Origin of the sequence: Sphingopyxis sp., from assembly GCF_035250425.1 — a bacterium.
Taxonomy (GTDB): domain Bacteria; phylum Pseudomonadota; class Alphaproteobacteria; order Sphingomonadales; family Sphingomonadaceae; genus Sphingopyxis.
The window spans coordinates 1-21,022 of the sequence record NZ_DATFFD010000226.1 but is presented as its reverse complement, the minus strand read 5'-3'; the positions used below and the strand labels follow the sequence as shown (position 1 = coordinate 21,022).

Here is a 21,022-nt window from a genome sequence, read left to right as displayed (position 1 = left end):
TGGCCCATCCTCACCGCTTCGGGCGTCTTCGCGCTGCTGGGGGCGGTATGAGCGCGCGCGGGCTGAAGCTCGAATATCTCCATGGCGCGACGGCGAGCGAGCGATGAGCGCGTTTCGCGTCTCCGGATTCGACCATATCGTGCTGTGCGTGCGCGACGTCGCGGCGACGCGTGAGTTCTACGAGCGCGTGCTCGGCATGGTGACCCGCGAGGAACGGCCGGGCAAATATTCGCTGCAGTTCGGCGGGAACAAGATCAGCCTTCAGGACGCCGCGACCAGCCCAAGCATCGCGCGCGACACGGTGCCGGGCAGCGGCAATTTTTGCCTGCTCAGCGATACGCCGGTCGCCGAATGGCGCAGGCATCTGGAAGCGCAGGGCATCGCGATCCTCGATGCGGGATTGCGCGATGGCGCGACGGGCACGATCGATTCGCTCTATTTCCATGACCCCGACGGCAATCTTGTCGAGGTCAGCAACCTTATCGAACCGCGGTGAGCGACACGTTGCTCACCGCCCTGCAATATTATGGCGCGGGCGCGGCGACGCTCGCGGCGCTCGTGGTGTCGCTCAACCTCGGGCGCCGCTGGACCGGCTGGGCGTTCGTCGTCTTTGTCACGAGCAGCATCGCGCTGATCGCATGGGGGTTCCTGAAGCCCGAGAGCGAAGGCATCGGGTGGCAGAATATCGCGCTGCTGATCATCAACGCGATCGGCGTCTATCGATACCTGATCCTGAAGGAAAAGCCCGGCGCGCCGTCCGTTGAGGGCGAGGCGAAATAATGCCCCGCCCTGCCCGTTCATCAGCCCCAGACGCGGACGCGCTTGTCGGGGGCGAGGTACAGCTTGTCGGTCGGCTGGACGTTGAACGCCTTGTACCAGGCGTCGAGGTTCCGCACCGTCAGCGCGCGGTACATGCCCGGCGCATGGCCGTCGGTCGCGACGCGCGCGCGCAGTGCCTCGGCACGCATCTTGGTCGCCCACGTCTGCGCATAGGCGATGAAGAAGCGCTGATCGCCGGTGAAACCGTCGATCACCGGCGCTTCCTTGCCGCCGAGCGAGGCGCGATAGGCGTCGTAGGAGGCCTGAAGCCCCGCGACGTCGGCGATATTTTCGCCCAGCGTCAGCTTGCCGTTGACCGCGAGATCGGGGAACGGCTTGTAGGTGTCGAACTGCGCCGCAAGCGCGTCGCCCGCGGCGTTGAACTTCGCGAGGTCCGCCGGGGTCCACCAGTTGCGCAGCGCGCCGGTGGAATCGAAGGCCGCGCCATTATTGTCGAAGCTGTGGCTGATTTCGTGGCCGATGACCGCGCCGATCGCGCCATAGTTGAACGCCGGGTCGGCCTTGGCGTTGAAGAAGGGCGGCTGAAGGATCGCGGCGGGGAAGTTCAGCGCGTTCTGGACCGGCAGGTTCACCGCGTTAACCGTCTGCGGGACCATCCACCATTCACCCTTGTCCATCGGCTTGCCGATCTTGGCGAGCTGATGCGCATATTCGGCCTGCTGCCCCGCGACCTCGTTCGCATAGGCATTGGCGCCGACGGTATAGCTGCCATAGTCGCGCCAGCTGTCGGGGTAGCCGACCCCCACCGCGATCGTTTCGACCTTCTTGATCGCTTCCTTCTTGGTCTCGGGTGCCATCCAGTCGATCGTGTTGACGCGCGTCGCGAAGGCGGCCTTGATGTTCTTCACCATGTCGCCGACCTCAGCCTTGGCCGAGGCGGGGAAATATTTGTCGGCATAGGCCTTGCCCACCGCATCGCCGAGATAGGTATCGAGCGCGTCGAGCGCGCGCTTGTCACGGCTGCGTTGCTGCGGCGTGCCCGCCATCGTCGTGCCGTAGAAGGTGAAGTGCGCGCTATCGATCGCGCTTGGCAGCACGTCGGCGTGGCTGTTGATCTGGTGGAAGGCGAGCCAGTCCTTCCACGCGTCGAGCGGTTCGGACGCGACCAGCGCCGACAGCCCGGTGATCGCGTTCGCGTGATAGGCGCCGAACTTTGCCGCGCCGTCGTGCTTGGCGGCGCTCATGAACGCCGGCCAGTCGATGCCGGGCGCCTTCCTGGCGAAATCGCCCTTTGCCCAAACGTCGGCCGATTTGGTGAAGTCTTCGCTCTGCTCGCGCGTCGCGTGGGCCTTGGCGATCTTGACCTCGAGATCATAGATGCGCTTCGCCTTCGCCGCGGCGTCGGTCTGGCCGGCGGCGGTCAGCAGCTTGGCGATATAGGCTTGATACGCGGTGCGGATGCTCGCCATCTTGGGGTCGGCCGACAGATAATATTCGCGCTCGGGCATACCGAGCCCGCCCTGCAGCAGATAGGGGATCACCTCGCCCGGGGTCGCGAGCCCCTGCGTCACGAAGACGCCGAAGAGATTCTCGGTGCCGAAATCGGTCGCGTTCAAGGGGTCGACGTCGGCGCGGAGCTGTTCGCCGAGAACCTTCGACAGCGCGGCCTTGTCGGTGATCCCGGCAAAGCGTGCGAGGTCGGCGGCGACGGGCTTCATGCCCGCGGCATCGATCGCCTTGGTGTCGGTGTAAGCTTTATAGAAAGCAGCGATACGGCCTTCGTTGGTGTCAGCGGCGGCGTCGCTCTTGACGATCGCGTCGACCAGCTCGCGATTGCGCTTTTCGGTTTCGAGCTGCGCCACGTAAAAACCGCCGATCGACGAGCGGTCGGCGGGAATTTCGGTCGTCTTGTCCCAATTGCCGTTGGCGTAGGCGTAGAAGTCGTCGCCGGGCTTCGCGGCGGTGTCCATCGCGGCCTTGCTGATCCCGATTTCGGTGCCGACGGTGTAGGCGGCGGAGCTGTCCTTGCCGCTGCTGCAGGCGACGGGTCCCGCGAGAATCGCTGCGGTGGACAGAAGAACGGCAAAGACAGCTTTTTTCATGGAAATGACCTTATTTTGTCACGGATAGGCAGGCGGCCGACGCGTGCGAAAAACTGGTTTCAACGCCAACCATTTTCGGCCTGCTGCGCTTTTCAATCGACGAGCGACGGGTTAGTTCCGAACCGATTTCAGGGAGAGACTGTACAGTGAGCGCACCGGTTCTTGGCACCAGCATCAACGCCGACAGCGACGAATATCGCACTCGCAGCGCGCACAATCGCGCGCTGACCGACGCGCTGCGATCGGCGGTCGCCGAAGCCGCGCTCGGCGGCAACGAAAAGTCGCGCGAGCGGCACACGAGCCGCGGCAAATTGCTGCCGCGCGAGCGCGTCGAGCGGCTGCTCGATGCGGGCGCGCCCTTCCTCGAGATCGGCCAGCTCGCGGCGAACGACCTCTATGACGGCGAAGTGCCGGGCGCCGGGCTGATCTGCGGCATCGGGCGCGTGTCGGGGCGCCAGTGCATGATCGTGTGCAACGACGCGACGGTGAAGGGCGGCACTTACTATCCGATGACCGTCAAAAAGCACCTTCGCGCGCAGGAGATTGCCGAGGCGAACCGCTTGCCTTGCATCTATCTCGTCGACAGCGGCGGCGCGAACCTTCCGCATCAGGATCAGGTGTTTCCCGACCGCGACCATTTCGGGCGCATCTTCTTCAACCAGGCGAATATGTCGGCGAAGCGCATCCCGCAGATCGCGTGCGTGATGGGAAGCTGCACCGCGGGCGGCGCCTATGTCCCCGCGATGTCCGACGAGACCGTCATCGTGCGCAATCAGGGCACGATCTTCCTCGCCGGCCCGCCGCTGGTGAAGGCCGCGACGGGCGAGGAGATCAGCGCCGAAGACCTTGGTGGCGGCGACCTTCACGCCAAGAAATCGGGCGTCGTCGACCATCTCGCCGAGAATGACGAGCATGCACTGACGATCGTGCGCGACATCGTCAGCCATCTGGGCGTGGATAAGGGCTTCGAGGTTCCGCTGAAAGACCCGCGCCCGCCCAAGTACGACGCGAAAGAGCTGTACGGCGTCGTTCCCGACGACGTCCGCGCGCCTTATGATGTGCACGAAGTCATCGCGCGCATCGTCGACGCCAGCGAGTTTCACGAATTCAAGGCGAATTACGGCAGCACGCTCGTCTGCGGTTTCGCGCATATCTGGGGCATTCCCGTTGCGATCCTCGCGAACAACGGCGTGCTGTTCAGCGAGAGCGCGTTGAAGGGCGCGCATTTCATCGAACTCGCGCAGCAGCGGCGCATTCCCCTGCTCTTCCTCCAGAATATCTCGGGCTTCATGGTCGGCGGCAAATATGAGGCCGAAGGCATCGCCAAGCATGGCGCGAAACTGGTGACCGCGGTCGCGACCGCGACGGTGCCGAAGATCACCGTGCTGATCGGCGGCAGCTTCGGCGCCGGCAACTACGGCATGTGCGGACGCGCCTATAGCCCACGTTTCCTGTTCAGCTGGCCCAACAGCCGGATCAGCGTGATGGGCGGCGAGCAAGCCGCATCGGTCCTCGCAACCGTCCACCGTGATGCCGACAAATGGACGCCCGAAGAGGCCGAAGCCTTCAAGGCGCCGATCCGCCAGAAATATGAGGATGAGGGCAATCCTTATCACGCGACCGCGCGCCTGTGGGACGACGGCATCATCGACCCCGCGCAGACGCGGGACGTGCTCGGACTGGCTTTCGCGGCAACGCTGAACGCGCCGGTCGAAGACCGCGGGTTCGGCGTGTTCCGGATGTGACAATGGGCGACCGGCTCTTCCTTCTCGATCCGCTGTTCGACGACCCGGCGCTGCCCGGGCGGAATTTCTATTGCCGGGATTGCATTACCGTCGATGGATTGCTCGCGGCCTATCCCGAACAGGCAGCGAAGCTCGACGTCATCCGCATCGCCTATCCGCGTCCACGCAACGCCGTGATTGCCGCGATCGGCGCGGCGAACCAGAATCTGCCGGTGCTCGTGCTCGCCGACGATGCGCCCGACGGGCTTGCCGACGGCGACCATGACGGCACACGCTTTGTTGGCGACTTCAAACGGCTGCTTCATGCACTGCACGTCCGGCACGGGTTTCCGGAGGCGCATCCATGATCGCTCGGCGCTGGCACGGGATCGTCCCCAAGGACAAGGCCGAAGCCTATTTCAAGCTGATGCTCGACGTCGCCATTCCCGATTATCGGTCGGTCGCCGGCAATCGCGGGGCGTGGTGCCTCCGGCGTACCGAGGGCGATGTCGTCCATTTCGAGATGCTGACCTTTTGGGACAATCTCGACGTGATCGAGGGCTTCGCCGGCACGTCGGTCGCCGCCGCCAAATATTATGATTTCGACGATGACTTCCTGATCGAAAAGGAAGCGCATGTGCTGCATTTCGAAGTGAACGGAACCCAATGATCCAGTCCCTCCTCATCGCCAATCGCGGCGAGATCGCCTGTCGCATCATCCGCACCGCGCGCGAGATGGGCATTCGCACTGTCGCGGTCTATTCGGACGCCGATGCCAAGGCGCTGCATGTGCGTGAAGCCGACGAGGCCGTGCATATCGGGCCGTCGCCGGCGCGTGAGAGTTATCTGGTCGGCGAGAAGATCATCGCCGCCGCGAAAGCGACCGGCGCCGAGGCGATCCATCCGGGCTACGGCTTCCTTTCCGAAAATGCCGGGTTCGCGCAGGCGGTGGCCGATGCCGGACTGGTGTGGGTGGGGCCGAAGCCTTCCTCGATTACCGCGATGGGGCTGAAGGATGCCGCGAAGAAGTTGATGGCCGAAGCCGGCGTGCCGGTCACGCCCGGCTATATGGGCGAAAATCAGGAACCCGCTTTCCTTGCCGATCAGGCCGCGCAAATCGGCTATCCGGTGCTGATCAAGGCGGTCGCCGGCGGCGGCGGCAAGGGGATGCGCAAGGTGGATAGCCCGGCGGATTTCATCGACGCGCTCGCCTCATGCCAGCGCGAGGCGGCGACATCGTTCGGCAACGACCATGTGCTGATCGAGAAATATATCCTGACCCCGCGCCATATCGAGGTGCAGATATTCGGCGACACGCACGGCAATGTCGTCCACCTGTTCGAACGCGACTGCTCTTTGCAACGCCGCCACCAGAAGGTGATCGAGGAAGCTCCCGCCCCCGGCATGGACGAAGCGACGCGCGCCGACCTCTGCGCCGCCGCGGTGCGCGCGGCGCAGGCGGTCGATTATGTCGGCGCCGGCACGATCGAATTCATCGCCGACGCGTCGGAGGGCCTGCGCGCCGACCGCATCTGGTTCATGGAAATGAACACGCGCCTGCAGGTCGAGCATCCGGTGACCGAGGAAATCACCGGCGTCGATCTGGTTGAGTGGCAGTTGCGCGTCGCGTCGGGCGAGCCGATCCCGCTGGCGCAGGACGAGCTCGCGATCAACGGCTGGGCGATGGAAGCGCGGCTTTATGCCGAAGATCCGGCGAAGGGCTTCCTGCCGAGCATCGGCACGCTCGAACTCTTCCAGCTTCCCGAACTTATCGGCCGCGTCGATACCGGCGTCTATGAAGGCGCCGAGGTCTCGCCCTTCTATGACCCGATGATCGCCAAGGTCATCGCCTGGGGCGAGGACCGCGAGGAGGCGCGTGAATCATTGTCGGAGATGCTGGAGGACAGCGCGATCTGGCCGGTGAAGACCAACTCGGCGTTCCTGATCAATTCGCTCGATCATCCCGATTTTATCGCGGGCACCGTCGATACCGGTCTGATCGGCCGCGACGGCGATGCGATGACCGAGGAGCCGGTTCCCTCGCAGCAAGCCTTGACGAACGCCGCGATGGCGATGGTGCCGCGCGCGCTGCAATCGGGCTTCCGCCTCAACGCGCCCGATGTGCGCAGCGCGCCCTTCCTGCTCGACGGCAAGCGCGTCGAGGTCGAGCTGCATGGCCCCGGCGCCGAACAGCCCGCTCCTGCGATGCTCGTTGCCGAGGGCGGTTCGGTCTGGCAGTTGACGCCCTGGCGCGCCAAAGGCAGCGCGGGCGGTGCCGCGGGCGATGGGACGATCCTGTCACCGATGCCCGGCAAGGTCATTGCGGTCGAGGTCGCCGCGGGCGACAAGGTGACGAAGGGGCAGAAATTGCTCACGCTCGAAGCGATGAAGATGGAGCACAGCCTGACCGCACCGTTCGACGGCGTTGTGGCCGAACTCAACGCGACGGCGGGCGCGCAGGTGCAGGTCGAGGCATTGCTCGTGCGGATCGAGAAGGAAGAGGCATAATGGCCGGTAAATATTTCGACGAATGGAACATCGGCGACACGCTGTCCCACGACATCCGCCGCACCGTCACCGAGACCGACAATCTGCTGTTCACCGTGATGACGCACAATCCGCAGCCGCTGCATCTCGACATCGAGGCGGCGAAGGCGTCGGAGTTCGGACAGATCCTCGTGAACGGCACCTTCACCTTCAGCCTGATGGTCGGGCTGTCGGTGGGCGACACCACGCTGGGCACGCTCGTTGCCAACCTTGGCTACGACAAGCTGGTGATGCCGAAGCCGGTGTTCATCGGCGACACGCTGCGCGCCGAGACCGAGGTCATCGGCCTGAAAGAGTCGAAATCGCGGTCCAATGCGGGGATTATCACCTTCCTTCACCGTGCCATCAACCAGCGGGACGAGGTTGTTTGCCAGTGCGAACGGTCGGCGTTGATCAAGAAGGTTCCCTAGCAAACCGTTCGTGCTGAGCGTGTCGAAGCACCGTTCTTCGCTCGGTGTCGTAGAAGTAAAGAACGGCCCTTCGACAAGCTCAGGGCAAACGGGTAGGAGAGATTTATGAGACTACGTTCGCTCCTCTTCGTCCCCGGCGACCGCCCCGAGCGTTTCGCCAAGGCCGCGGCGTCGGGCGCCGACGCGATCATCCTCGATCTTGAGGATTCGGTGTCGCTGGCGAACAAGGATGCAGCGCGCCACGCAATCGCCGATTACCTGGCGGGGGAGCGCGCGGTCGTGACCTTGGTGCGCGTCAACCCGCTCGACGGGCATCTGACCGCCGCGGACGTGGCGGCGATTGCCGCGGCGCGGCCCGATGCGATCATGCTGCCCAAGGCCGAAGGCGCGCCGAGCATCGCGCAGCTCGACACGATCTTGCGCAGCGAATCGGCGCGCGATGCCACGCTGCCGCCCATCCTGCCGATCGCCACCGAAACCCCCGCGGCGATCTTCACGCTCGGCAGCTATCGCGAAGCGAAGGACCGCCTGCTCGGGCTGACCTGGGGCGCCGAGGATCTGCCCGCCGCGATCGGCGCGACGACGAGCCGCGAAGCCGACGGCCGCTATACCTCGCCCTATGAAGTCGCGCGCGCGCTGACGCTGTTCGCGGCGCACGGCGCAGGCATCGCCGCGATCGATACGGTGTTCCCGGCGATCAAGGACGAGGCAGGCCTCGCCGCCTATGCCGCCCGCGCGCGGCGCGACGGCTTTACCGGCATGATGGCGATCCACCCGTCGCAGGTCGAACCGATCAACGCCGCCTTCACGCCCAGCGCCGACGAGGTATCGCGCGCGCAGGCGATCGTCGATGCCTTTGCCGCCAGTCCCGGCGTCGGGGTGTTGCAGGTCGACGGCCAGATGGTCGACGCCCCGCATCTCAAACAGGCGAAGCACATCCTTTCGCTGGCGGATTAGGGCAACCCGCTATTCCCGTTCGTGTCGAGCCCTTCGACTGCCTTGCAGGCGCTCGGGATAAACCTCGGCCATTGGCCGAAGTCGAGACACCCAGCGAGATAGCGCCACGTCGAGGGGCATCTCGACTTCGCTCGATGCGAGCGGAATTTTAGTTCGATTTGCGCCCGAAGGGCCGGTGGCGCTTCATCCAGTCGCGGCCGCGGTGCCAGCTCTTCTTGAGACCGCGCTCGGTGAAACCTTCGAACATCGCATCGGGGCTGGTCGGATCGAGCACCTCATTGTCGGCGATGAACTCGTCGAACGGCCCCGGCGGCACGAGGTCGAGCAGTTCGAGCGACCGCCCCTTGCCGCGCAGCGCCTCGATCGTTCCGATCAGCGAGCCGGTGCGCTTGAACGTCGCTGCGACCTCGTCTTTCTTCACATCGAGATGCTCGGCGATGAGCGACGTGCGCAGCCGCGCGATCGCGGGTTCGACGCCTTTGTTCGCGGGCAGCGCGGCGTCGATCGTCACGTCGCATTCGCTGTCGAGCCCCATCGAGCGGTTGTTCATATTCGCCGACCCGACCCGCAGAAACCGGTCGTCGACGATCGCGGTCTTGGCGTGGACATAGATTGGCGCGCCGCGCTTGGTGCTGGGATAATAGACTTTCAGCCGATCGCCATGCTTCGCCTTGGCGATCTCGCGCACCAATTGCACGCGCGCGGCGTCCATCGCCATCTGTTCGAGCCAGCCGTCGGCGGTCTTCGGCATCACCATCACGAATTCGGGCGGATCGTCCTCGTTCAGCCGCGCGGCAATGGCGGCGGCGATCTTGCCGCAGGTGAAATATTGATTCTCGAAATAGATGAAACGGTCGGCGGCGGCGATCATGTCGAGATAGAGCCGCTCGATCTCGCGAATTTCCTCATAGCCGTCATATTCGGCGCGGGTGCGCGAGATGGCGACGTCGACGCCTTCGAAATCGGGTTCGAGGTCGTCGGGCCAATTCTCGCCATCGCCCTTGACGTCGCACAGCGGCTTTTTGGTCGCGCGCTGCCAGCGCTCGTTGCCGAGGTCGGCGAGCGCGTTGCCCACCGGCCCCGCGAGGATCATCGTCGAATCGTGCCACGGCATATAGGCTTTGCCGTCGGGCGCGGTGCGGTGCGGGTCGCCGTCCTTGTGATCGCGCGTGTCCCATCGGCGCGCGCCGACATCGATGCCGCCGCAGACCGCGAGATGGTCGTCGAACACCGCGACCTTCTGATGATGGCTGCACCCGACCGGATGCGCGCTGTCGAGGCGAAAGCTGATCGCGCGCGTCAGTTTCCAGCGCGCGACCATCGACAGGATGCGTGGCATCGCGAACTGTTTCAGCCCACCGAAATTCCAGCGCAATATGTCGATGTCGCGTTCGGGTTTTTCCTTGGCGAGCCGCAGCAGATAATCGCCGAGCGGCTCCCCCCTGCCCGTCTTGTCGGGCTTCAATGCGATGCGCGGATCGAAGTCCCAGCCGATGAGCAGGATGCGCTCTTTCGCCTCGGCCATCAGCCGTTCGAGCAGCGCATAATAGTCGGCGGCATCGACGATCATCCGCGCCTTGTCGGCGCGTTCGATGCGCCAGCAATTGCGGCCTTCGACGACTATTGGCGATAGCTCGGTCCCCATCGCCGCCACCACGCATGTTGGCGGCGATGGTTGCAAGGGCTAAAGTCAGGCTGCGACGAACTGCTCGGGCGCCAGCGCCATCATCGCGTCACTGCCCGCCTCGATCTTGCGGCGGAGCGAGCCCGCGTCGGGCAGGAAGCGTTCGGAAAAATAGCGCGCGGTGACGAGCTTGGCTTCGAGGAACGCCTTGTTGCCGCGGCCTTCGGCGAGCGCCTTCTGCGCCGCTTCGGCCATCATCAGCCACATCGAGCCGAGCGCGACGATCCCCAGGATGTGCATATAATGGTGTGCGCCGGCGCCGACATTGTTCGGGTTCGCCATGCCATTCTGCATGAACCACATCGTCGCGGCCTTGAGCTCGCCATTCGCCTTTTCGAGGCGCGCCGCGAAGTCGGCGAGCGCTTCATCGCCCTTGGCGCGCGCACATTCCTCGTCGACGATCGCGAAGAAGGCCTGGATCGCGCGTCCGCCATTCTGCGCGAGCTTGCGGCCGACGAGGTCCATCGCCTGCACGCCGTTCGCGCCTTCGTAGATCATCGTGATGCGGGCATCGCGGACATACTGGCTCATGCCCTGTTCTTCGATATAGCCGTGGCCGCCGAACACCTGCTGCGCGTTGGTGGCAACGTCATAGCCCTTGTCGGTGCCAAAACCCTTGATGACCGGCGTGAGCAGGCTGACGAGATCGTCGGCGCGCTGGCGCTCTTCTTCGCTCTCGGCGACGTGCGCGAGATCGACCTGCAGCGCCCCCCATGTGCAGAGCGCGCGCAGCCCCTCGACCGTCGCCTTGCCGTCCATCAGCATGCGGCGGACATCGGGGTGGACGAACAGGGGATCGGCTTTTTCCTGCGGATCCTTGGGACCGGTGAGCGCGCGACCCTGACGGCGGTCTTGTGCATATTGTACCGCGTTCTGATACGCGACATCGGCCTGACCGAGCCCCTGGATGCCGACGCCGAGGCGCGCGGCGTTCATCATCACGAACATCGCCGCGAGCCCCTTATTCTCTTCGCCGACCATCCAGCCCTTCGCGCCGTCATAGTTCATCACGCACGTCGAATTGGCGTGGATGCCCATCTTGTGCTCGATCGAGCCGCACGACAGCGTGTTGCGCTCGCCGAGCGAGCCGTCTTCGTTGACGATGAACTTGGGCACGATGAACAGCGAGATGCCCTTGACGCTGTCGGGCGCATCGGGCGTCTTCGCGAGGACAAGGTGGATGATATTATCGGTGAGGTCATGCTCGCCCGACGAGATGAAGATTTTCGTGCCCGTGACGGCATAGCTGCCGTCGCCGTTCGGCACCGCGCGCGTGCGGATGAGGCCGAGATCGGTGCCGCAGTGCGGCTCGGTCAGGTTCATCGTCCCGCCCCATTCGCCCGCAATCATCCGGGGGACATAGGTCGCCTTCTGCTCGTCCGATCCCTTGACGAGGATCGCCGCGGTCGCGCCCTGCGTCAGCCCCGGATACATGGCGAACGCCTGATTGGCGGCGTTACGATATTCCTCGACCGGGAAGCCGATGACGTGCGGCAGTCCCTGCCCGCCGAACTCTTCGGGCGCGGTGAGAAGACCCCAGCCGGCTTCGGAATAGGCCTTATACGCTTCCTTGAAGCCCTTCGGCGTCGTTACGCTGCCGTCGTCGTGGCGCGTGCAGCCTTCGAGGTCGCCCGACTGGTTGATCGGAAACAGCACTTCCTCGCAGAATTTTCCCGCTTCGGTCAGCACCGCCTCGATCATGTCGGGGGTCGCGTTCGCGAAACCGGGCAGGTTCGAATAACGCTCGATCCCGAGCACTTCGTTGAGGAGGAAGAGCGTGTCCTGCACGGGAGCGCGATAGACGGGCATGGGAAATCCTTCTGAAAAGCAGCTAGCGATGTCAAACTTGCCTGGGGAGAGGCTTCAGTCGACCTTTTGGCCGGCGTCGACCTTCTTCACCATATCGATGAACCGCGACAATTCCTCGACGGCGCTGTCAATATCGTCGCGCTGGCGTTGCAGCAGGCCGATGCGCTGTTCGCACTTCTCGATCGTCACCTGACGCTGCAATTTGCGGCCATCGCCGACGTCGTAGAGGTCGATCATCTCGCGAATGTCGGCGAGGCTGAAGCCCGTGCGCTTGGCGCGAAGTATCCACGCCAGCCGCGCGCGGTCGCGCTTCGAATAGATGCGCGACAATCCCTTGCGCGACGGGCTGATCAGCCCTTCATCCTCATAGAAACGCAGCGCGCGGGCGGTGACCCCGAACTCGGTCGACAAGTCCGTGATGCTGAATTGTTCGCGCCCCAGATGGTCGGGCGTATCGATATGGGCGTGGCCATATTGTTCGGTCATGCCGGTGAAACTAGTTTCCGTTGACGTGAACGTCAAGCCCGGCAGGACGGGTCATTTCGGGGTAGTTCAGCCCTCGCATGGACGGTGCATATTGCCGTCTCGATCGGCGATCCGCAAGCCCCCCGCATCGGCCGCCGACCAGCTCGCGCGCGGCAGGCTCAGCCCCGCGAGCGAGGCGCGGCCAGGGCACAGGCGGCGGCATTGCTGCGGCAAGCTTCCGGGCAAGCGGAGCTCATCCTCTTCCTCATGCACAAAGGCTTCGCAACCATCGGCGCCGGCGAAGCGCATCCGCCAGCCGCCGCCCTCGCGAACCATCGTTCCGTTGGCAGCGCACGAGAGGCCGGGGCCAAAGGCAGCGGTGACGGCGAAGCGCCATTTTCCGGCGCCATCGGGAACGACGCACATCGCATCGCGGCCGAGATCGTGCGCGCGCTCGAACACGCCGACCGGGCTTGCCGCCTCGGGATGCACGACACCGCGCTGGCGGGCAGCCACTTCCAGCGGGTTGCCAGCGTCGATTCCCGCCGCGCGTTCGTCCGGCGCGGGCCGCCCGCACCCCGCGAGCAGCAGAACCGCGAGCGCGACGGCATCAACCTTGCGCATCGTCCGCCAGGAACGTCAGGCCGCCATCGGCCTCGACACGGCGATAAAAGCAGGATCGGCGTCCCGTGTGACAGGCAGGGCCGGCGGGCTTGACGCGGAGCAGCAGCGCGTCCTGGTCGCAATCGACCCGCATCTCGACGACCGTCAGGCCATTGCCCGACGTCTCGCCCTTGCGCCACAACGCAGCCCGCGACCGCGACCAGAAATGCGCCTGCCCCGTCGCGCGAGTCTGCTCGATCGCCTCGGCATTCATATGCGCTACCATCAGCAGGATATGCGTATCGGCGTCGGTGACGATTGCGGTCACCAGTCCGGCGGCGTCGAAACGCGGAGAAAATCGGTCGGTCGTGTCGCGCTGGTCATCCATAAAGTGCGCTTTAGAGCAGGTTTGGAGCCACTGTCACGCCGTTGTTCGCCTCCACTGTGACAAATGCGTGATTAGGGGGGCGACATTTGCGATTGCCGTCCCTATATGCGCCCCAGTCACTGCCCCCCTGCCCCTGGAATGACATGCTGACGACCCACCCTTTTGATGACGACAAGCTCCGCGAGGAGTGCGGCGTATTTGGTATTCATGGCGCCGATAGCGCCGCCGCGGTTGTCGCGCTGGGGCTTCACGCCCTGCAGCACCGTGGACAGGAAGCCGCGGGCATCACTGCCTTCGACGGCAAGGAATTCCACACCCACCGCGCGATGGGCCATGTCGCGGGCAATTTCGACCGCGACGACATCATGCGCCAGTTGCAAGGCGGATCGTCGGTCGGCCATGTCCGTTACTCGACGACCGGCGAGACCGCGCTGCGCAACGTCCAGCCCCTGTTCGCCGACCTGTCGACGGGCGGCTTCGCGGTCGCGCATAACGGCAATATTTCGAATGCGACCGCGCTCAAGAAGGTGCTCGTCCGCCGCGGTTCGATCTTCCAGTCGACCAGCGATACCGAGGTGATCATCCATCTCGTCGCGACATCGGCCTATCGCTCGCTGCTCGATCGGTTCATCGACGCGCTGAAGCAGGTCGAAGGCGCCTATTCGCTGATCTGCCTGACCGCCGAGGGCATGATCGGTTGCCGCGATCCGCTCGGTATCCGCCCGCTCGTGATCGGCAAGCTCGGCGACGCGCATATCCTTGCGTCCGAAACTGTTGCCCTCGATGTCGTCGGCGCCGAATTCGTGCGCTCGGTCGAGCCCGGCGAGCTTGTCATTATCCGCGACGGGCAGCTGACCTCGCACCGCCCCTTCGCCGACCATCCGGCGCGCCCGTGCATCTTCGAATATGTCTATTTCTCGCGCCCCGATTCGATCGTCGACGGGACGAGCGTCTATTCGGTGCGCAAGGCGATCGGCGCCGAACTCGCGCGCGAGAACCCGGTCGAGGCCGACCTCGTCATCCCGGTCCCCGACTCGGGAACGCCCGCGGCGATCGGCTATGCGCAGGAATCGGGCATTCCGTTCGAACTCGGCATCATTCGCTCACACTATGTCGGGCGCACCTTCATCCAGCCGGGCGACAAGGTCCGCCACCTCGGCGTGAAATTGAAGCATAACGCCAACCGCGCGCTGATCGCGGGCAAGCGCATCGTGCTGATCGACGATTCGATCGTGCGCGGCACCACCAGCCTCAAGATCGTGCAGATGATGCGCGATGCCGGTGCGACCGAGGTGCATATGCGCATCGCGAGCCCGCCGACGCAGCACAGCTGCTTCTATGGCGTGGACACCCCCGAACGCGCCAAATTGCTCGCCGCGCAGATGAGCGTCGGCCAGATGGCGAACTTCATCAACGCCGACAGCCTGTCCTTCATCTCGATCGACGGCCTGTATCGCGCACTGGGTGAAGCGAAGCGCAGCGACGACGCCCCGCAATATTGCGACGCCTGCTTTACCGGCGACTATCCGACCACGCTGACCGATTTCGACGAGCATGGGTTGGAAGATCAATTTTCGCTGCTTGCCGAACGGGTTGTCTAACATAATGACTGTGACGTCTAAAGAATTGGCGGGCCAGGTTGCGCTCGTCACCGGGGCGAGCCGTGGGATCGGCGAAGCAATCGCCGAATCGCTGGCTGCACGCGGTGCGCATGTCGTGATCACCGCGCGCACCGCGGGCGGGCTCGAGGAACTCGAAGACCGCATCCACGAAGCCGGCGGCAGCGCGACGATCGCTCCGCTCGATCTGACCGACGGCGACAGCATCGCCCGCCTCGCGAGCGCGATCGCCGAACGCTGGCAACAGCTCGACATGCTCGTGCTCAACGCCGCGATGCTCGGCACGCTGACCCCCGTGGCCGCGATCGACGGTAAGGAATTCAACAAGCTGCTGACGCTGAACCTGATCGCGCAACAGGCGCTGATCGCCAATTTCGATCCGCTGCTGCGCCGTGCCGCAAACGGCCGGCTGGTTGCGCTGTCGAGCGGCGTCGCGCGCGAGCCGCGCGCTTATTGGGGCGCCTACGCCGCATCGAAGGCGGCGTTCGAAACGCTCGTGACGAGCTATGGCGCCGAAATGCGCAACATTTCGACCGTGCGCACCGCGATCCTTGATCCCGGCGGTACGCGCACCCAAATGCGCGCGCGCGCCTATCCCGGCGAGGATCCGCAGAGCATCAAGGATCCCGTCGCGGTCGGCGAATTTGTCGCGGGGCTGATGGTCGAAGGGTTCGACAGCACCGCCTTCCACGCGCTGCCCAAGGTCATGGAAAAAGCTTAACGCCATTTTTGTTTTCCTGCGCTAAGACGCTCGCATAAGAGGGTTTGCAAGGGCGCGGGAATGACCAAGAATATTTTGCGCACGGCGATTGCGACCGTGATCGGGATCGTCGTCGCTTTCGGGCTGATCTGGCTCGCCCAATATGCCGGCAGCGAAATATCGCCCGACGTTTATGATCCGAACAGCGGCGAAGTCCTGATCCCGATCGGATCGACGATCGCGCTGATCGTCGGCTGGTTCATCGGCACCTTTGGCGGCAGCTGGTTCGCGATGCGCATTTCAGCCGGAACCGGCGCGGGCTGGATCGTCGCGGGCGCAGTGATCGGCGCCGCGCTCTATCGCGCCGTCACGCTCGCCGACGCATGGTGGATCATGGCGCTGGGCGTCGCCGTCCCGCTCGTCGCGGTGTGGCTGGCCCAGCGTGCGACGGCGACCGTCATCGACTAATATCCGTCGCCCCCGCAAAGGCGGGGGCCGTTATCAGGCTTGCGCAACGTCGCCAGCGGCCCCCGCCTCCGCGGGGGCGACGGTTTATTGGCTTATTTGGTTTCCTTATCCACCGCCGCCTGCACGCTTCTGTAAAACGCCTCGCGCGCGGCTCCGACACCCTCGGGATCGGTCGCGGTCGGCCAGTTGCCGTTTGAGGCGATCACCAGCCCCCGCTTCGGGTCGATGAAGATGCCCTGCCCGAAGATGCCCTGCGCGGCAAAGCTGCCGTCATCGTTGGTCCACCACTGATAGCCATAGCCGCGCCCGGGCAGGTCGATGTCCGCCTGCTTCGTCGTCGCCGCCGGCAACCAGTCGTCGGGCAGCACCTTCTTGCCGCCCGCGACACCGCCGTTCAGGATGAACTGCCCGAACCGCGCATAATCCTTGAGGCTCGCCGACATACAGCAGCCGCTGATCTCGTGCCCCGTCGCGCCGAGCATCCACACCGCGTCCTGCTCCATGCCGAATGGTTTCCAGACCTTCTCCGACAGATAGGCCGACAGCGTCTTGCCCGTCGCGCTCGACACCAGAACGCCGATCAAATTGGTCTCGCCGGTCTTGTATACCCATTTCGACCCCGCGGGCGCTTCGCGCGGCAAGCTCTTCATATAGCTGACCGTTATGTCTTCGCCGACGATCGGCTTTTGCATGTTGAACAAGGCGACGTCGGACTTGGGATCGGTATAATCCTCGTTCCATTTGACGCCCGAGGTCATGGTGAGCAGCTGCTTCACCGAGACATCGTCATAGGCCGAGCCCTTGAGGCCGGGGATATAGACGGTGACCTTGTCGTCGAGGCTCTTGATATAGCCGTCCTTCACCGCCGCGCCGACAAGCGTCGAGGTGAAGCTTTTCGCGACCGAAAAGCTCGTCCAGCGGCCCGCCGCGCCGTAGCCGAGCGCATATTTTTCGAGCCGGATTTTGCCGTCCTGAACGATGACCAGCCCGGCGTTGCGCTGCTTCGCCATATGGGCGTCGACATCGATGCCGAGATCGAGCGGCTTGCCCTGCGGCAGCGGATAGACGGGACCGCCCGCCGCGACCGTGTTGACGACAACCTTGGGAACGGTCTCCATCGTGCGGAAGGCGGCGTCGCGTTGATCCTGGGTCCAGAACAGCACATTCAGATCCTTTGGCAGTTGATCGGTTTTCTCGGTGGTCTGGGGCGCGCTGCACCCCGCCGCCGCGGTGCACAGCAGCACCGCCGCCAATAATCTTCGCATGCCTCTCTCCCCCTTTTCAGGCTGTCTTTTCAAGCGTGACTTGCGCGACGTCGATGCCGCCGCCGCGAAAGCCACCCTCGCAATATTGCAGATAGTAACGCCAGAGCCGCACGAACCGCGCGTCGAACCCCGGCGGCAGCTGATCGGCCGCGACCGCCGCGTCGAAACGCTCGCGCCACTGGCGGAGCGTTTCGGCATAGTCGCCGCCGAACCGCCGCCCCTCGCGCCACGCGAGGCCGCGCGCCTCGGCGAGCGCGCGGAAGCGGCTCTCCGAAATCAGGCAGCCGCCCGGAAAAATATAGGCCTGAATGAAGTCGCTGCTCGCCGCATAGCGTTCGAACAGCGCGTCGTTGATCAATATATATTGGATCGCCGCTCGCCCACGAGGCTTGAGCAGCCGCGCGATCGCGTCGAGATAGGCAGGCCAATAAGCCTCGCCCACCGCCTCGACCATTTCGACGCTGGCGATCGCGTCATACGGCCCTTGCGCGTCGCGGTAATCGCAGATTTCGATGCGCGAGCGATCCGACAGATCGACCGCGGCGAGCCGGGCATCGGCGATTTCGGCTTGCGCAGGCGACAGCGTGATGCCGGTGTACAGGACATCGTGGCGTTCGACCGCGCGCTCGGCGAGCGCGCCCCAGCCGCAGCCAATTTCTAGCAGGCGGCTACCCGAACGCAGGTCAAGCCGGTCGAGGATCGCGTCGACCTTTGCCGCCTGCGCCTCCTCGAGCGACTGGCCCGGATCGGTGAACAGCGCGCTCGAATAATTCATGCTCATGTCGAGCCACAAGCGATAGAAATCATTGCCCAAATCATAGTGGGCGTGGATGTTCCGCTTCGCGCCGCGCCGATCGTTGCGATGGAGCGCGTGGATCGCCCTGTTCAGCCAGCGCCACGGACCATGCGCGCGGCCCACATTGCCCAGCGCTTCGCCGTTGCGCATAAACAGGTCGAACAAAGGCACCGGATCGGGTGACGACCATTCGCCGGCTTCCCAGGCGCGATACCAGCCCACCGAACCCGACAGCGCCAGCCGCGCGAGCGAGGCCCAGCTGTGGAGATGGGCGACCGCGACCGGCCCCTTGCCGCGCCCGCCGAGCAGGCGCACGCTGCCGTCGGGCAGATGGCTCTCGATCGTTCCCTGGGCGAGACCGGCGTCGATCCGGTCGAGCATGCGATGAAAGAGGCTCGCAGGCGCCAGCGCGATGAGCCGCGCCATGCCGCCTCCCGAGCGATAGGCACGGTCGGCGCGGAGCAGTTCCTTACCGCGGCGCGGGCTGACATGCGTGTTCATTGACACCTTCCTGCCTCAAACGCATCGCGCTGACAATCGGTTGAAGCACGCGGCGCCATGACGTCGCGCGGACCCGATCATTCGGTATCGCTGGCGGTGTCGGGCGCGGTCAGGCGAACCTGGAACCGGTCCTGCGCAAGCGGGTGCATGAAACGCTGGTCGCGCAGCAGGATCGCGTCGCCGTCCTTTTGCGCCACGGGCATCCGCGACCAGAACAGGAAGGCGCGCGCCGCGGGATCGGCCTTCACCCAGGTCGCGAGGCGCGGATCGTCCATGCCGGTCGGTGCGCCGGTCAGATCGACTTCGCCGCCGGCGCCCGGAACGAAGCTTGCGGTGCCGTAGCGGTCGGCGGTCCGCCAGAAGATGTCGCGCTTCCAGAAAGCAAGCGGCGGCGGGCTCGCAACGACGAGCGCATCCTTTTGGCCGCCCGCTTCAAGCGCGCGCGACGCCATGCGCTCGGCGGCGCCGGTGATGAGGCCATTGACGAAGATATAGGCGCATACCGCGGTGAAACCGATCCACGCCGGGCGCCGCCAGTTCGCCGCTCCGCGCCGTTCGCCGCGCAGCGACAGCCATATCGACGCAGCGAGCGCGATCCATATCCACAGGTCGATGATGAAGATGCTGTCGCCGTAGAACCAGCGGTGGCTGAACGGTTCAAGCAGGCGGATGCCGTAATTGTTGAGCCAGTCCAGCGCGGGGTGGCTGAGGCAACCGACATAGGCGAGCGCAAGCAGCCAGCCCTTATGGACCGGGAGCCGCTCCGCCGGCCTTTTTCCGCGCTGGCCCTGCCAGCGGTCGAAAGCGAACATCAGCACCCACAGAATGATCGGCAGCACCAGCAGCGCGACCGGCCCATGCGTGATCCCGCGCCGCATCGACAGCGATTCGATGCCATAGATCGCGCAGGCCGCGTCGATATCCGGCAGGTTCGCCGCGATGATCAGCGTCGGCATCGCGAGGCCGGTCTTTTTCTTGAGCCCCATCTGGCCAAGAACCGCGCCGATGAGGCTGTGCGTCAGATTGTCCATGCCGAGCTATAGATCCGACGCGCGGTGCCGCGGCAAGATCAGAGTTCGGGCCCGCCCTCGGTGACCGTCCAGGTCTGCCCTTTCTTGAGCAAGCCCTGCAGATCGGCCGCCTTGCCTTCGGCGGCCGCCTTGTTCTGGCGGACGACGTCGGCCTCGAAAGTCGGGCGCGGGTCGTCGTAGAGGACGCCGAGCGCCATCGGGAATTCGCCGAAGCGCATCTCGACGAGCATGTGCGCGACGCTGCGGTTGGTGACGTCGTGGACGATCACGCCCGCGGCCTGCCAGTCGCCGTCTACGACGTCGACGGTCTTGAGGTGCAACGCCTCGGCGTCGAGCGCGATACCCTTGGTGCCCTTGGCATAGATCATCGGCTCGCCATTCTTGAGCCAGAGCTGGCGATCCTCGGCGCCCTTCGGCGCAGCGAAATCCTCGAACACGTCTTTGTTATAGACGATACAGTTCTGAAAAATCTCGATAAAGGCTGCACCCTTATGGGCGTGTGCTGCCTTCAGCACGTTCGGGAGTTCCTTCGACACGTCGAAGCCGCGCGCGACAAAACGCGCGCCCGCACCGAGCGCGAACGCTGCGGGCTGCGCCGGGCGATCGACCGAGCCATAGGGCGTCGACGGGCTGGTCGTCCCCACGCGGCTGGTCGGAGAATATTGCCCTTTTGTAAGGCCATAGATCTCGTTGTTAAACAGCATGATCTGGCAATCGAGATTGCGGCGGATCAGGTGCATCGTGTGGTTGCCGCCGATCGACAGCCCGTCTCCATCGCCGGTCACAATCCAGATATCGAGGTCGGGATTGGCGAGCTTCAGCCCCGTCGCGAACGCCGGCGCGCGGCCGTGGATCGTGTGGAAGCCATAGGTTTCTATATAATAGGGGAAACGTGACGAGCAGCCGATGCCGCTGACGAACACGGTGTTTTCGGGCGCGGTGCCGATTTCGGGCATCGTGCGCTGCACCGCCTTCAGGATCGCATAGTCGCCGCACCCGGGGCACCAGCGGACTTCCTGATCGGTTTCCCAATCCTTGAGCGTCGTCGTCCGCGCGATGGTCGTCATCTCGTTCACTTGAGCGCCTCCTCGATGGCGGCTTCGATTTCGGCGATGGTGAAGGGCTGGCCCGACACCTTGTTCACGGGCTTGGCGTCGACCAGATACTGGTCGC

The 21,022-nt window shown here is 64.6% G+C and carries 21 protein-coding genes; 11 read left to right on the top strand and 10 right to left on the bottom strand.

All coding sequences use genetic code 11. The features are described from left to right. The first annotated feature begins 103 nt into the window (after window positions 1-103). Together VJ811_RS13510 and VJ811_RS13505 are read left to right on the top strand one after the other, a co-directional pair. Complete coding sequence (locus VJ811_RS13510; protein WP_324073172.1) at window positions 104-496, top strand: VOC family protein; 393 nt, start codon at window positions 104-106, stop codon at window positions 494-496. Beyond that, on the top strand, window positions 493-780 hold the full coding sequence (locus VJ811_RS13505) for a hypothetical protein (protein WP_324073170.1): 288 nt from the start codon (window positions 493-495) through the stop codon (window positions 778-780). Before VJ811_RS13510 ends, VJ811_RS13505 begins: the two co-directional genes overlap by 4 nt. 20 nt (window positions 781-800) lie before the next feature. On the opposite strand, the gene VJ811_RS13500 is transcribed toward VJ811_RS13505, so the two are convergent. Next, the gene (locus tag VJ811_RS13500) at window positions 801-2,882 is read right to left on the bottom strand and encodes a M13 family metallopeptidase (protein WP_324073169.1); all 2,082 of its coding nucleotides are present in this window, start codon (window positions 2,880-2,882) and stop codon (window positions 801-803) included. Window positions 2,883-3,028: 146 nt separating this feature from the next. Between VJ811_RS13500 and VJ811_RS13495 the strand changes: the two genes are divergently transcribed. The 6 genes from VJ811_RS13495 (at window position 3,029) to VJ811_RS13470 (ending at window position 8,520) form a co-directional block, all read left to right on the top strand. Further along, window positions 3,029-4,627, top strand: coding sequence for a carboxyl transferase domain-containing protein (locus VJ811_RS13495; protein ID WP_324073167.1), 1,599 nt, complete (start codon window positions 3,029-3,031; stop codon window positions 4,625-4,627). Between the two features lie 2 nt (window positions 4,628-4,629). After that, window positions 4,630-4,974 carry a DUF3088 domain-containing protein gene (locus VJ811_RS13490; RefSeq protein ID WP_324073164.1) on the top strand — a complete coding sequence of 115 codons (345 nt, stop codon included), beginning with the start codon at window positions 4,630-4,632 and terminating at the stop codon, window positions 4,972-4,974. Then, window positions 4,971-5,276, top strand: coding sequence for a hypothetical protein (locus VJ811_RS13485; protein ID WP_324073162.1), 306 nt, complete (start codon window positions 4,971-4,973; stop codon window positions 5,274-5,276). Before VJ811_RS13490 ends, VJ811_RS13485 begins: the two co-directional genes overlap by 4 nt. Then, on the top strand, window positions 5,273-7,114 hold the full coding sequence (locus VJ811_RS13480; protein ID WP_324073160.1) for an acetyl/propionyl/methylcrotonyl-CoA carboxylase subunit alpha: 1,842 nt from the start codon (window positions 5,273-5,275) through the stop codon (window positions 7,112-7,114). The genes VJ811_RS13485 and VJ811_RS13480 overlap by 4 nt, the downstream gene beginning before the upstream one ends. Further along, the gene (locus VJ811_RS13475) at window positions 7,114-7,563 is read left to right on the top strand and encodes a MaoC family dehydratase (protein ID WP_324073158.1); all 450 of its coding nucleotides are present in this window, start codon (window positions 7,114-7,116) and stop codon (window positions 7,561-7,563) included. The genes VJ811_RS13480 and VJ811_RS13475 overlap by 1 nt, the downstream gene beginning before the upstream one ends. A gap of 105 nt (window positions 7,564-7,668) precedes the next feature. Beyond that, window positions 7,669-8,520: a CoA ester lyase gene (locus tag VJ811_RS13470; protein ID WP_324073156.1), complete on the top strand. Its 852-nt coding sequence runs from the start codon at window positions 7,669-7,671 to the stop codon at window positions 8,518-8,520. Between the two features lie 148 nt (window positions 8,521-8,668). Here the strand turns inward: VJ811_RS13470 and VJ811_RS13465 are convergent, their stop codons facing one another. The 5 genes from VJ811_RS13465 to hisI all read right to left on the bottom strand — a co-directional run bounded on the left by VJ811_RS13465 (window position 8,669) and on the right by hisI (window position 13,469). Then, window positions 8,669-10,165, bottom strand: coding sequence for a phospholipase D-like domain-containing protein (locus VJ811_RS13465; RefSeq protein ID WP_324073154.1), 1,497 nt, complete (start codon window positions 10,163-10,165; stop codon window positions 8,669-8,671). Window positions 10,166-10,210: 45 nt separating this feature from the next. Further along, complete coding sequence (locus VJ811_RS13460) at window positions 10,211-12,013, bottom strand: acyl-CoA dehydrogenase C-terminal domain-containing protein (protein ID WP_324073152.1); 1,803 nt, start codon at window positions 12,011-12,013, stop codon at window positions 10,211-10,213. A gap of 54 nt (window positions 12,014-12,067) precedes the next feature. Continuing rightward, window positions 12,068-12,499 (bottom strand): MerR family DNA-binding transcriptional regulator, encoded by a 432-nt coding sequence (locus tag VJ811_RS13455; RefSeq protein ID WP_324073149.1) that lies wholly within the window; start codon window positions 12,497-12,499, stop codon window positions 12,068-12,070. Between the two features lie 66 nt (window positions 12,500-12,565). Next, on the bottom strand, window positions 12,566-13,102 hold the full coding sequence (locus tag VJ811_RS13450; protein ID WP_324073148.1) for a hypothetical protein: 537 nt from the start codon (window positions 13,100-13,102) through the stop codon (window positions 12,566-12,568). Continuing rightward, entirely contained in the window at window positions 13,089-13,469 is a 381-nt protein-coding gene (gene hisI / locus VJ811_RS13445; protein ID WP_324073146.1) for a phosphoribosyl-AMP cyclohydrolase, read from the bottom strand. The genes VJ811_RS13450 and hisI overlap by 14 nt, the downstream gene beginning before the upstream one ends. A gap of 143 nt (window positions 13,470-13,612) precedes the next feature. Here hisI and purF point away from each other — a divergent pair, with 143 nt between their 5' ends. Genes purF through VJ811_RS13430 form a run of 3 tightly spaced genes read left to right on the top strand, consistent with a single transcriptional unit; the run spans window position 13,613 to window position 16,256 of the window. Further along, window positions 13,613-15,070: an amidophosphoribosyltransferase gene (purF, locus tag VJ811_RS13440; RefSeq protein WP_324073144.1), complete on the top strand. Its 1,458-nt coding sequence runs from the start codon at window positions 13,613-13,615 to the stop codon at window positions 15,068-15,070. A gap of 4 nt (window positions 15,071-15,074) precedes the next feature. Next, the gene (locus VJ811_RS13435; protein ID WP_324073143.1) at window positions 15,075-15,809 is read left to right on the top strand and encodes an SDR family NAD(P)-dependent oxidoreductase; all 735 of its coding nucleotides are present in this window, start codon (window positions 15,075-15,077) and stop codon (window positions 15,807-15,809) included. 60 nt (window positions 15,810-15,869) lie between these two features. Further along, on the top strand, window positions 15,870-16,256 hold the full coding sequence (locus VJ811_RS13430; RefSeq protein ID WP_324073141.1) for a hypothetical protein: 387 nt from the start codon (window positions 15,870-15,872) through the stop codon (window positions 16,254-16,256). A gap of 92 nt (window positions 16,257-16,348) precedes the next feature. On the opposite strand, the gene VJ811_RS13425 is transcribed toward VJ811_RS13430, so the two are convergent. The 4 genes from VJ811_RS13425 to VJ811_RS13410 all read right to left on the bottom strand — a co-directional run bounded on the left by VJ811_RS13425 (window position 16,349) and on the right by VJ811_RS13410 (window position 20,925). After that, window positions 16,349-17,521, bottom strand: coding sequence for a serine hydrolase (locus VJ811_RS13425; RefSeq protein WP_324073139.1), 1,173 nt, complete (start codon window positions 17,519-17,521; stop codon window positions 16,349-16,351). Between the two features lie 16 nt (window positions 17,522-17,537). Then, window positions 17,538-18,818, bottom strand: a complete 1,281-nt coding sequence (locus tag VJ811_RS13420; RefSeq protein ID WP_324073137.1) for a cyclopropane-fatty-acyl-phospholipid synthase family protein — start codon at window positions 18,816-18,818, stop codon at window positions 17,538-17,540. A 77-nt stretch (window positions 18,819-18,895) separates the two neighbouring features. Continuing rightward, window positions 18,896-19,849, bottom strand: a complete 954-nt coding sequence (locus tag VJ811_RS13415; RefSeq protein ID WP_324073135.1) for a metal-dependent hydrolase — start codon at window positions 19,847-19,849, stop codon at window positions 18,896-18,898. Window positions 19,850-19,887: 38 nt separating this feature from the next. Continuing rightward, complete coding sequence (locus tag VJ811_RS13410) at window positions 19,888-20,925, bottom strand: 2-oxoacid:ferredoxin oxidoreductase subunit beta (protein ID WP_324073133.1); 1,038 nt, start codon at window positions 20,923-20,925, stop codon at window positions 19,888-19,890. Window positions 20,926-21,022: the final 97 nt, after the last annotated feature.